This is a genomic window from Cupriavidus sp. C1SS-2L, assembly GCF_057073735.1.
Genome location: NZ_CP172709.1, coordinates 346,129 through 358,210, shown reverse-complemented (window position 1 = coordinate 358,210; position 12,082 = coordinate 346,129). Strand labels below are relative to the sequence as shown.

11 protein-coding genes are annotated in these 12,082 nt (G+C 64.9%); 3 read left to right on the top strand and 8 right to left on the bottom strand.

The features are described 5' to 3' along the window. Positions 1 to 98: 98 nt before the first annotated feature. The 7 genes from paaK to paaA form a co-directional block, all read right to left on the bottom strand. Entirely contained in the window at positions 99 to 1,445 is a 1,347-nt protein-coding gene (paaK, locus tag ACIGJG_RS19340; RefSeq protein WP_011299866.1) for a phenylacetate--CoA ligase PaaK, read from the bottom strand. An 86-nt stretch (positions 1,446 to 1,531) separates the two neighbouring features. Beyond that, entirely contained in the window at positions 1,532 to 3,196 is a 1,665-nt protein-coding gene (gene paaN / locus ACIGJG_RS19335; RefSeq protein ID WP_483673761.1) for a phenylacetic acid degradation protein PaaN, read from the bottom strand. 64 nt (positions 3,197 to 3,260) lie between these two features. Then, positions 3,261 to 4,337, bottom strand: a complete 1,077-nt coding sequence (gene paaE / locus ACIGJG_RS19330) for a 1,2-phenylacetyl-CoA epoxidase subunit PaaE (protein ID WP_220630456.1) — start codon at positions 4,335 to 4,337, stop codon at positions 3,261 to 3,263. Between the two features lie 18 nt (positions 4,338 to 4,355). Then, the gene (paaD, locus tag ACIGJG_RS19325) at positions 4,356 to 4,871 is read right to left on the bottom strand and encodes a 1,2-phenylacetyl-CoA epoxidase subunit PaaD (RefSeq protein ID WP_011299863.1); all 516 of its coding nucleotides are present in this window, start codon (positions 4,869 to 4,871) and stop codon (positions 4,356 to 4,358) included. Positions 4,872 to 4,876: 5 nt separating this feature from the next. Further along, positions 4,877 to 5,629 (bottom strand): 1,2-phenylacetyl-CoA epoxidase subunit PaaC, encoded by a 753-nt coding sequence (paaC, locus tag ACIGJG_RS19320; RefSeq protein ID WP_011299862.1) that lies wholly within the window; start codon positions 5,627 to 5,629, stop codon positions 4,877 to 4,879. 26 nt (positions 5,630 to 5,655) lie between these two features. Continuing rightward, positions 5,656 to 5,937, bottom strand: a complete 282-nt coding sequence (paaB, locus tag ACIGJG_RS19315; RefSeq protein WP_011299861.1) for a 1,2-phenylacetyl-CoA epoxidase subunit PaaB — start codon at positions 5,935 to 5,937, stop codon at positions 5,656 to 5,658. A 55-nt stretch (positions 5,938 to 5,992) separates the two neighbouring features. Further along, a complete protein-coding gene (gene paaA, locus ACIGJG_RS19310) occupies positions 5,993 to 6,976 on the bottom strand; it encodes a 1,2-phenylacetyl-CoA epoxidase subunit PaaA (protein WP_011299860.1) in 984 nt (327 codons plus the stop codon). 128 nt (positions 6,977 to 7,104) lie between these two features. Here paaA and paaX point away from each other — a divergent pair, with 128 nt between their 5' ends. From paaX to ACIGJG_RS19295, 3 genes are all read left to right on the top strand, one after another. Beyond that, positions 7,105 to 8,028: a phenylacetic acid degradation operon negative regulatory protein PaaX gene (gene paaX / locus ACIGJG_RS19305; protein ID WP_483673759.1), complete on the top strand. Its 924-nt coding sequence runs from the start codon at positions 7,105 to 7,107 to the stop codon at positions 8,026 to 8,028. 158 nt (positions 8,029 to 8,186) lie between these two features. Further along, positions 8,187 to 8,741 carry a YbhB/YbcL family Raf kinase inhibitor-like protein gene (locus ACIGJG_RS19300; protein ID WP_140949379.1) on the top strand — a complete coding sequence of 185 codons (555 nt, stop codon included), beginning with the start codon at positions 8,187 to 8,189 and terminating at the stop codon, positions 8,739 to 8,741. Between the two features lie 154 nt (positions 8,742 to 8,895). Continuing rightward, positions 8,896 to 10,251, top strand: a complete 1,356-nt coding sequence (locus ACIGJG_RS19295; protein WP_483673758.1) for an esterase-like activity of phytase family protein — start codon at positions 8,896 to 8,898, stop codon at positions 10,249 to 10,251. A 53-nt stretch (positions 10,252 to 10,304) separates the two neighbouring features. Here ACIGJG_RS19295 and ACIGJG_RS19290 read toward each other — a convergent pair whose 3' ends face one another. Further along, the gene (locus ACIGJG_RS19290) at positions 10,305 to 11,846 is read right to left on the bottom strand and encodes a methyl-accepting chemotaxis protein (RefSeq protein WP_011299856.1); all 1,542 of its coding nucleotides are present in this window, start codon (positions 11,844 to 11,846) and stop codon (positions 10,305 to 10,307) included. Positions 11,847 to 12,082: the final 236 nt, after the last annotated feature.

The following is a 12,082-nucleotide window of genomic DNA, read 5'->3' as shown; positions in this document are numbered from 1 at the left end:
TTGGCCCGAGGGGGGCCGTGGCGCCTCTTGGCGGGCGCCATCGTCCTTGTCAAATCGGATTGGAATTGCGGGCCGGCAAGACTTGCCAGCCCGGAAGGTCAGATCGCCCCGACCGGCTGCTCATGCGTAACTTTCGGCCGCATATCCAGCACACGCCGCGCCTTGCCCACACTCGTGCGCTCGATGCCTTCGGCATCGAGCACCTGCACGCGCGTGGTCACGCCGACGTAGGTCTTGATCTGCTCCTTGAGTTGCTGCTCCAGCGCCGCACGGTCATTGCCGCTCAGGCCAGACGATTGCGGACGCGCTTCGACGCGCACCTCGAGCTTGTCCAGATGGCCGTCGCGCGTGACGACGAGCTGGTATTGCGGGGCCAGCGCGGGCGCCTTGAGGATCAGTTCCTCGATCTGCGACGGGAACACGTTCACACCGCGGATGATCAACATGTCGTCCGACCGACCCGTGATCTTGCCAATGCGGCGCATCGAACGCGACGTCGGCGGCAGCAGGCGCGTGAGGTCGCGCGTGCGGTAGCGGATCACCGGCAGCGCTTCCTTGGTCAGCGAGGTGAACACCAGTTCGCCCTCCTCGCCGTCCGGCAGCACTTCGCCGGTGACCGGATCGATGATCTCGGCATAGAAGTGGTCTTCCCAGATCACCGGGCCGTCCTTGCTTTCGATGCATTCGCACGCCACGCCCGGTCCCATGACTTCCGACAGGCCGTAGATGTCCACCGCATCGATGCCCGCGCGCGCTTCGATCTCGGCACGCATTGCATCGGTCCACGGCTCGGCGCCGAAGATGCCAACCTTCAGCGAGCTTTCGGCCGGATCCATACCCTGGCGCATCATCTCCTCGATCAGGTTCAGCATGTACGACGGCGTCACCATGATGATGTTCGGCTGGAACTCGCGGATCAGCTGTACCTGTTTCTCGGTCTGGCCGCCCGACATCGGGATGACCGTGCAACCCGCCTTTTCCGCACCGTAGTGCGCGCCGAGGCCACCCGTGAACAGGCCATAACCGTAGCTCACGTGCACGAGATCGCCTGGACGCCCCCCTGCGGCGCGAATCGAGCGCGCCACCACGCTCGCCCACGTGTCGATATCGCGTGCGGTGTAGCCCACCACGGTCGGCTTGCCCGTGGTGCCGCTCGATGCGTGCACGCGCGCCACCTTCTCGCGCGGCACGGCGAACATGCCGAACGGGTAGTTGTCGCGCAGGTCCTGCTTGGCCAGGAACGGGAACTTCGACAGGTCCGACAGCGACTTCAGGTCATCCGGATGCACGCCCGCCGCGTCAAACGACTTGCGGTAATGCGGCACGTTGTCATAGGCATGGCGCACGCTCCATTTAAGCCGTTCCAGCTGCAGCGCCTGCAGTTCATCGCGGCTGGCGCGTTCGATCGGCTCCAGCTCGTCGGGGTGGGAAGTGCGTTGAACCATTGTCTACTCCATCGTTATCGTGGCGCCGCATGCTTTGGGGGGCCGGCGCGAGGGGCTACGGTACTGCGAGCGAAGCTCGGTAAGGGTCAGATGTGCTTGCGGCTCTGCACCACGCGGAAGCGGTTGGCGACGAACGCCGCGTCTGACAGCGACGCATTGGCGGCAGGATTGGCGCCGGTGGCATGGAAATCGCTGAATGCCGCCGACTGATTGACGAACACGGCGCCGGTCAGGTTGAACGACAGCGCCACGCCGGCCTCTTCCGCTGCATCGCTGATCGCATCGGCCACGCCGTCGTTGGTGGTGTAGGCAGACAGCGTCAGCGCGCCGTGTTCCTTTGCGCCGCGGCGAGCCAGATCGATGCTGTGTGCGGTGTCTTCAGTGGCGACCACGAACGAGATCGGACCGAACAGCTCCTGCATGATCTTGCCTTCGTCGCTCGCATCGACTTTGAGCACCAGCGGCGTGTGCACGCGGGCGCCGGGGAACTCGGGATGCTGCAGCGCGCGGCTGTCGATGACGATCTCGCCCAGCGACCGAGATGCCTCGATACGCTGCACCACGCCATCATTCTGGATCGCGCCGATCAGTTCCACAGCCTTGGCCGCATCGCCCGTCAGCTTGCCCACGGCTTCGCCAATCGCGCTGGCGACCTGATCGAAGCTCAGGTGCCCTTCCGGCGTGTCGATGCCGCCCTTTGGCACATAGATGTTCTGCGGCGCCGTGCACATCTGGCCAGAGTACAGCGCGAGCGAGAACGCGATATTGCGCACCATGCCCTTGAAGTCGCTGGTCGAGTCGATGACGATCTGGTTCACGCCAGCCTTCTCGGTGTACACCTGCGCCTGGTGCGCATTGCGCTCGAGCCAGTCACCGTTGGCGGTGCTGCCGGTGAAATCGATCAGGCGCACTTCCGGACGCAGCGCGAGCGTCGATGCCATGCGCTCGGTCGGGTCGTTGGCGACCAGCGTGACGAGGTTCGGGTCGAAGCCGGCTTCCTGCAGCACTTCACGCGCGACTTCCACGGTGATGGCGAGCGGCAGGATCGCGCCCGGGTGCGGCTTGACCACCACGGCGTTGCCGGTGGCAAGGCTCGCGAACAGGCCCGGATATCCGTTCCACGTCGGGAACGTGCAGCAGCCGATCACCAGGCCGACACCACGCGGCACCACGGTGTACTGCTTCTCCATGCGCAGCGGCTCGTTCTTGCCTTGCGGCTTCTCCCACACTGCACGCTTCGGGATGCGACGCATCTCGTCCCACGCATAGGCCACGGCTTCCAGGCCGCGGTCCTGCGCGTGCGGGCCGCCGGCCTGGAAGGCCATCATGAAGGCCTGGCCGGTGGTGTGCATGACTGCGTACGCAATCTCGAAGCTGCGGCGGTTCAGGCGATGCAGGATCTCGAGCGAGACGCCAACCCAAGCCTGGGGGCCAGCCTTGCGCCATGCGGGCATGCCTGCCGCCACGCCGGCGAAAAGCTGGTCGAGATCGGGCTTCGGATAGGTAACGCCCAGTTCCGTGCCATACGGCGAGACTTCCTTGCCGGCCTGGCCGACCGTGCCCGGCTGTGTCAGCGCGAAGGGCTTGTTCAGCCGCGCTTCGAATGCGGCCTTGCCGTCGGCGTTGGCGGTCTCGCCGTACGCCCTGGGGCTCGGCATTTCGGGGAACGGGCTCCAGTAGCCGCGCTCGGCGATGGCCTGGGTGGCTTGGTCCAGCAGCGCCTGATGACGCGTGAAAAACGGATGGGACACAGCTTGCTCCGGGGAAATGTTTGCTTGAATGGCTTGAATGACTTGAATGGACGCCGGGAACCGCTCAGGTTTCCTGGTCGAAATCGATCACCAGCTTGTCGGTGACGGCGTAGCTCTGGCAGCTCAGGATGAAACCGCGCGCAACCTCGTAGTCTTCGAGCGCGAAGTTGACATCCATGTCGACCTCGCCTTCGATGCGCTTGCAGCGGCACGTGGAACAGACGCCGCCCTTGCAGGAGTAAGGCAGCTCGATCCCCTGCGCCAGCGCGGCGTCGAGGATGGTCTCCTTGTTCTTCTCCAGCGTGAACTGCCGCGTGCGGCCATCCTGGATCACCGTGACCTCGCACTGCTGCTGCCCCAGCTGCTTGTGTGCGTGCGCCGCGGGGCGCGCCGCGGGAATGCTGGTGGCGAACAGTTCGCGCTTGATGCGTGCCTTGTCGACGCCGTTTTCTTGCAGCGCATGCGACACCTCTTCCATCATCGAATGCGGGCCGCAGATAAAGGCCACGTCGATGTCCTGCGGGCGCACCCAGTGGCGCAGCAGCGCGCGCACTTTCTCGCCGTCGATGCGGCCATTGAACAGGTCGATGTCGAGCTGTTCGCGGCTCAGGATGAAGACGAGGTTGAAGCGCTCGAGGTAGGTGTCCTTCAGGTCTTCAAGTTCTTCCTTGAACAGCACCGACGACGATGCGCGGTTGCCGTAGAACAGCGTGAAGCGGCTGTCCGGCTCGGTCATCAGCGTGGTCTTGATGATCGACAGCATCGGCGTGATGCCGCTGCCGGCGGCGAACGCCACGTAGTGCTTGCTGTGCGTGTCCGACAGCGGCACGTGGAAATGTCCCGACGGCGGCATGACTTCCAGCGTCATGCCCGGCTGCAACGCATCGTTGGCCCAGTTCGAGAACATGCCGCCATCCACGCGCTTGATCGCCACGCGCAGGCGCCGGTCCTGCACGGCGGAGCAGATCGAGTACGAGCGGCGGACGTCCTCGCCGCCGATGCCGGCGCGCAGCGTCAGATGCTGGCCCTGCACGTAGCGATAGGTATCGGCCAGGTCCTCCGGCACGGCGAAAGTCACCGCCACGGCATCGCGCGTTTCGCGTGTCACGCTGGCGACGGTCAGTTCATGGAATTTGCTCATTCTGCGGCTCCGGGCGGCTCAATGGGCCTTGAAATAGTCGAAAGGTTCCTTGCAATCGCCGCAGCGGTACAGGGCCTTGCAGGCGGTCGAGCCGAACTGGCTGACCAGGCGTGTGTGGCGCGAGCCGCAGTGCGGGCAGGCCACCACCAGCGCGGGCGACGCCTTGCGGCTGATGCCGCTGATGTCAATCACCTGCTGCGCGGGCGGCGCAATGCCGTAGCCGGACAGGCTGGCCTTGCCGCGCGGGCTCATCCAGTCGGTGGTCCAGGCCGGCGCCAGGCGCGTTTGCACGCTGATGCGGTCGATGCCCTGCGCACCCAGCACGCGCTCGATGTCGTCGCGGATCACCGTCATGGCCGGGCAGCCCGAGTACGTCGGCGTGATGGTGATCACGCAGGCGTCGTCGATCCACGCCACGTCGCGCACGATGCCCAGGTCGACGACGGAGATCACCGGGATTTCCGGGTCGGGCACCTGCTCCAGCCAGTCCCAGAGCTGTGCAACGCTGGCGCGTTCCAACACTTGCGCTGACATGGCGCTCACCACCGGGCGCCAGGATAGGCGCGCTGCAGGAACTGCATCTCGGCCAGCAGGTAGCCAAGATGTTCAGTATGGCGGCCCTGGCGGCCACCGGTCTGCGACCAATTGCCAGCGGGGATGCGCAACGTGGCTTCCTCCAGTACCTCGCCCACATGGCGCTGCCACGACTCGGCCAGCGAGGCCGGATCGACCGCAACGCCCTGTGCAACCAGCGCGACTTCGGCAGCATCGGACTCGAACAGTTCGCCGGTGAACATCCACAGGTCGTCGAAGGCATCCTGCATGCGGCGATGGCTCTCCTCGGTGCCGTCACCAAGGCGAACGACGAGGTCCCCGCTGCGGCGCACGTGGTAGGTCACTTCCTTCAGCGACTTGGCCGCAATCTCTGCAATGCGCGCATCGGTCGAGTGCTGCAGCCGCTCAAGCAGGAAGTAGTGCCAGGTATCGAACAGGAACTGGCGGGCCAGCGTGTCGGCGTAGCTGCCGTTGGGCTGTTCGACGAGCAGCAGGTTGCGGAACTGGTGGGCATCGCGCAGGTAGGCAAGCTGGTCAGCGTTGCGGCCCACGCCTTCGACTTCCGCCGCGTAGCCGAGCCACAGGCGGGTCTGGCCGACGAGATCCAGCGCGACGTTGGTCAGCGCAATGTCCTCTTCCAGCGCGGGGCCGCGGCCGCACCATTCCGACAGGCGCTGGCCCAGCACCAGCGTGGTATCGCCCAGGCGCTGCAGATATTCGAACTTGTGTTGGTCCATGGTGGATGCGTCCTCGCGCCTGGAATTCAGATGTGCTTGACCTCTTCCGGCATCGGGAAGAAGGTGGGGTGGCGGTAGACCTTGCTGTTGGCGGGCTCGAACAGCGGGCCCTTGTCGCCGGGGCTGCTGGCGACTACGTCGGCGGCTTTCACGACCCAGACGCTGACGCCTTCATTGCGACGCGTGTAGACGTCACGCGCGTGATTGATCGCCATTTCGCCGTCCGGCGCATGCAGGCTGCCCACGTGCTTGTGAGCGAGACCGTGCTGGCTGCGGATAAAGATCTCCCAAAGCGGCCACTCTTTCATGGCAACTCTCCTGTCAGTTTGTGAGGGGTTGTTGGCGCGGCGGCGCGCCGGATGCTCAGGCGGCGGCGCGCTCTTGCTTGTCGGCGCGGGCCACCAGCGCTTCACGGAACCACGCACCGTCGTCCCAGGCCTTGACGCGCGTGCGCAGGCGGTCGCGGTTGCACGGGCCGTTGCCGCGCAGGACGTTGTAGAACTCGTCCCAGTTGATCGCGCCGAAATCGTAATGGCCGCGTTCCTCGTTCCACTTGAGGTCCGGATCGGGAATGGTCAGGCCCAGGTACTCGGCCTGCGGCACGGTCTGATCGACCATCTTCTGGCGCAGCTCGTCGTTCGAGAACAGCTTGATGCGCCATTTCATCGACTGCGCGCTGTTCGGTGAATCCGCATCGGACGGGCCGAACATCATCAGCGCGGGCCACCACCAGCGGTTCAGTGCGTCCTGCGCCATCTGTTTCTGTTCGGCCGTGCCTTGGCACAGCTTGAGCAGGATGTCGTAGCCCTGGCGCTGGTGGAACGACTCTTCCTTGCACACGCGCACCATGGCGCGGGCATACGGACCAAACGAGCAGCGGCACAGCGGCACCTGGTTGATGATGGCCGAGCCATCGACCAGCCAGCCGATCGCGCCGATGTCGGCCCAGCTCAGCGTCGGGTAGTTGAAGATGCTCGAATACTTCGCCTTGCCGGAGTGCAGGTCGCCCAGCAGTTCGTCGCGCGAAGCACCGAGCGTTTCGGCGGCGCTATACAGGTAGAGGCCGTGGCCCGCTTCGTCCTGGATCTTTGCCAGCAGCACGGCCTTGCGTTCCAGCGTCGGCGCACGCGTGACCCAGTTGCCTTCAGGCAGTTGGCCGATGATCTCGGAATGCGCGTGCTGCGAGATCTGGCGGATCAGGGTCTTGCGGTAAGCCTCGGGCATCCAGTCCTTCGCTTCGATCTTGATGCCGGCATCCACGCGTGCCTGGAACTCGCGCTCCTGCGGGTCCATCTCTTCCATCGCGCGGAGCCTTGTTGCCCCGGTATCCACCAACTGTGCGTACATGCAGTACTCCGCTTTGTAGGGTCTTGACCTGCGTCAAATCATTCGGTTGCAATGGATGATAGTGATACAATTTGATTCAAACAATCGACGTTTGTGTATCACTTTCGGAATCATTTTGAGGGGCATGCATGGCCACCCGTTCGGCGACAGAACCGGTTTCCCCGCAGGTCGCGCGGCTCGCACGCGGCCTTAAGCTCGGCGCCAATTCGATGCTCGTGACACTGTTTGGCGATGTGGTCGCGCCGCGGCCTCAGGCGCTGTGGCTGGGCAGCCTGATCCGCCTGGCCGAGCCGTTCGGCATCAACGACCGGCTTGTACGCACTGCGACGTTCCGGCTGACGTCCGATGACTGGCTCAACGCCACGCGCATCGGGCGGCGCAGCTACTACGGCTTGTCCGAGGCGGGGCTGCAGCGCTGCCTGCATGCCGGCAAGCGAATCTACGCCGGCGACGCACCCGACTGGGACGGCCGCTGGACGTTGGCGCTGGTGCGTGGCGACGCGCGCGCCACCATCCGCCAGCGATTGAAGCGCGAGCTGCTGTGGGAAGGCTTCGGCGCGATCGCGCCGGGCGTGTATGCGCATCCGAATGCCGATGCAAACTCGCTAGGTGAGATCATCCGTGCAGCGCATGCGCAGGACTTCGTCGCGGTGATGGACGCGACCAGCCTCGAGACATTCTCGATCCGACCGCTGCAGACGCTGATGCACCAGACGTTCAAGCTCGGCGACGTGGCGTCCGCGTGGCAGGCGCTGCTGCGCCGCTTCTCGCCCGTGCTGGCCGACGCACATGCCATGACGCCGGCCGACGCCTTTTTCGTACGCACGCTGCTGCTGCACGAATACCGCCGCGTGCTGCTGCGCGACCCGAATCTGCCGGAACAACTGCTGCCCACGGACTGGCCCGGTCGCACCGCGCGAGACCTGTGCCGTGATATGTACGCGGCACTGCTGGATGCCAGCGAGGACTATCTGCGCGAGGTTGTGGAGGTATCCGAAGGTACGCTGGCCAACGCCACCCGGCTTCTGCGCAGGCGCTTTGCCATGGCGTAGGCGGTTTGTGCCTGCTCATACCGCGGCCGCACCGGGCCCGGTCCGACGAGCTAGCATTTCGAAAGACGCAATCAACTAGGCATTTCCGAAATTCCGTCCTACCGTATTGGAGTTATGCCGTGCGGGTCATTTCTTTCCATTGCGGAACGGGTTCTCCGATGAAAACAACGCCTTTGCTGCATTGCGCTGTGGCAGTGCTGGGCCTGGCCGGCACGTCGATCGTGCAGGCCGCCCCGATGACCGTGTCATCGACCGCATTCGCCGAAAACGCCGTCATTCCAGCCGCACATGGTGGCAACACGCCAGCCAATTGCGGCGGCCAGGGCGTATCGCCGCCCGTGGCATGGACGGGCCTGCCGGCCGGAACGAAATCCGTGGCGATCTTTATGTTCGATCCCGATGGCGCCATGGGCCTGGGGGTTTCGCACTGGGTCGCCTACAACATCGCGGCGGATCGCGGCCATCTCAAGCAGGGCGAGGGACAGAAGGATGGCGCGGGTATTACGGTCGGCAAGAACGTTTCCGGCGAAGCCGCATACCGCGGACCGTGCCCGCCCGTGGGCGATGTGCCGCACCACTACATCGTGACGGTAGTCGCCACGGATCTGGAGCCCGGCGCCCTTCCCGCCGGCCTGACACGCGACGAACTGATGGCGGCGCTCAAGGGGCACGCTCGCGGCGGCGCCAGCGTGCTGGGCCGATACGGCCGGTAATCGGCAGCCTTGCCACGCAGGCAACTGGCAGCCAATCGCCTGTCTGCGGCGATTGCATCACAAATCTGTAAAACTCGACCGCCAGAATGGGGCGCTTTTGCTTGCGCGGTACGGTGCCGCGCTTACCGAAAATCCCGGCAAAGGAGCCCGCCCGATGTTCCGTCAATCCGTCCTGGCCAGCGCCATCGCGCTGGCCTGTCTTGGCCTGTCCCCGTCGCTGCAAGCGCAGACCGCCTATCCCGCCACGCTGGCTGGCCACGCAGTGCTGCCGGCCCAGACCTACCTGCCCGTGCCGAAGGATGCGCCGGCCGACTTGCAGCTCAGCGGCAAATTCACCACTGCGCAGCGTGCCGACGCGCCGGGCACCGTGGAAGGCAAGTCGAACGGCCGCCCGACCGGCGTCTCGCTGCCGTTCCAGGGCCAGCCTGCACAGGGCCATTCCGGCATCAAGCGCATGGCCGATGGCACCTTCTGGGTACTGACCGACAACGGCGCAGGCGCCAAGGCCAATTCGCCGGACTTCATGCTGTACCTGAACCACTACAAGGTCGACTTCGCCAGCGGCAAGTTCCAGCGCTTGAAGACCGTGTTCCTGCACGATCCGGACAAGAAGGTGCCGTTCCGCATCGTCCACGAAGGCAGCAAGGCGCGTTACCTGACGGGTTCTGACTTTGATACCGAGAGCTTCCAGTTCGCCGGCGGCTCGCTGTGGATCGGTGACGAGTTCGGTCCTTTCCTGATTCAGGCGGACCTGAACGGCAAGGTGCTGGCCGTGTTCGAGACGAAGGTCGACGGCAAGGTCGTGCGCTCGCCCGACCACCCGGCCATCACCGCGCCGGGCGCCCCGGACGGCACGGTGAAATTCGAGGTACGCCGCTCGAAGGGCTTCGAGGGCATGGCTTCATCGCCGGATGGCAGCAAGCTGTACGCGCTGCTGGAAGGCGCACTGTGGAACGAGGCCAGCCGCGCGTATGAGTCCGAAGACGGCAAGCCCTACCTGCGCGTGCTGGAGTTCGACGTGAAGCAGCGCGCCTGGACCGGCCGCCACTGGAAATACGTGCTCGAAGCGGGCCACCACGCCATCGGGGACTTCAACATGATCGACGCCACCACGGGCCTGATCATCGAGCGCGACAACGGCGAAGGCACGCCAGACAAGGCCTGCCCGGCCGGCCAGAAGCGCACCGACTGCTTCGACGACGTGGCGAAGTTCAAGCGCATCTACAAGATCGAACTGACCGATGCCAACGCGGGCGCGCCAGTACGCAAGATCGGCTATATCGACCTGTTGCGCATGGCCGATCCGAACCACCTGGCACGCAAGCCGCTGACCGATGGTGTTCTGGCTTTCCCGTTCTTCACGATCGAGAACGTGGACGTGGTGGATGCCACGCACATCGTCGTGGGCAATGACAACAACCTGCCCTTCTCGAGCAGCCGCGAGCCTAACCGTGCGGATGACAACGAGCTGGTGTTGCTGGAAGTCGGGGAGTTTCTGAAGGCGCGCTAAATAAGAGGCCCGGCAGACGCCGGGCCTTGTTCTTTCAGGCTATCGATGCAGCGTCAGGCCGCAATACGAAACGTAGCCACCGCCTGCTTCAACCGCTGCGCCTGCTCCTCCAGCGAGCCGGCCGCCGCAGCCGCCTCTTCCACCAGCGCGGCGTTCTGCTGCGTGACCGAATCCATCTGCGTCACGGCCTGGTTGACCTGCTCGATGCCGGCGCTCTGCTCCGCCGACGCCGCGCTGATCTCGCCCATGATGTCCGTCACGCGCCTGACCGCTTCCACGATCTCCAGCATGGTCTGGCCCGATTGCGCCACGAGGGTCGAGCCCTTCTCCACGCGGTCGACCGAGTCGCCGATCAGCGCCTTGATTTCCTTGGCAGCGGTAGCGCTGCGCTGGGCCAGGCTGCGCACCTCGCCCGCCACCACCGCAAAGCCGCGGCCCTGCTCGCCCGCGCGCGCGGCTTCCACCGCTGCGTTCAGCGCCAGGATGTTGGTCTGGAACGCGATGCCTTCGATCACGGCGATGATGTCGACCACCTTCTTCGACGCGCCGTTGATCTCTTCCATGGTCTCGGCGACCTTGTCGGCCACGTCGCCGCCCTTGGCCGCGATCTCCGACGCGTTCACGGCCAGCGCGCTGGCCTGCTTCGCGTTGTCGGCGTTCTGGCGCACGATGCTGGTCAGCTCTTCCATGCTGGCCGCGGTCTGCTGCAGCGACGACGCCTGCTCTTCCGTACGCTGCGACAGGTCGGTGTTGCCCACGGCGATCTGGCTGGTGCCGGAGGCAATGGCCTCGGTGCCGGTGCGCACGTCGCGCACGATGTGCAGGATGTTGGTATTCATCTCCGACAGTGCGTGCAGCAGCTGGCCAGTCTCGTCCTGGCTATCTACGCGGATGTCGCTGGTCAGGTCGCCCGACGCCACGGTGCGCGCGATATCGACGGCATGGCCCAGCGGGCGGATGATGCCGCGCGTCAGCCACACGGCGAAACCAACGCCGATGGCCAGCACCAGCACGCCCAGCAGAATCAGGCTGTTGCGCGCATTGACGTAGATGGTGTTGATCTCGGCAGCCGTCGCGTCGATGCTGGTGCGCTGGATGTCGAGCAGCTTCTGGATCTCGGCCAGGTAGGCATCGCCGGCGGGCACGAACTCTTTCTCGAGTACCGCGTTGGCTTCCTCGGTCAGCCCTTCCTGCTTGAGCTTGGTGATCTTGTCGCGCGAGGCGTTGTACGGCTCACGCACCTGCAGGATCTTCGCGAACGCGGCCTTCTCGGCCTCGGATGTCAGCATCGGCTGCATCTTGTCGCGCAGCGCCGCAATGCCTTCGAGCGACGCCTTGGTTTCCTTCGCGAAGAACGCGCCCAGCGACGGATCCGCGCTCTTGGCCACCGCCGTGGTACGGCGCACGCTGGTATGCATCAGGCGATACCAGTCGCTGACCAGGCGCTCCTTCGTCAGCGGCTGCTGCATCATGTCATGCGTGCGCTCCGCCACCTGCTGCAGGCGCATGATGCCGAATGCGGACATCAACGCGCAAAGCACCAACACCACGCCAAAGCCAATGCCGAGGCGTACCCCGATTCCGAAATTCTTCATTATTTCTTCTACCTGATCTGGACTTCGATACGGCGAAGTGCTGGCGCGCGGACGCCGCCTTTCGCTCTCGTGGCCCGCCGACCTGGACAGGGACTGTGGCGGGCTATGGATGGGAACGGCAGCGGCAGGGCGAAACTTTAGGGTTTTTGCGAATACCCGGCGATGGTGGGGTGTGGCTGACAGGTTCGGAAATTGTGCCCGGAACGCTCCCATTCCTTGCCGCCCGGCCCGTCCAA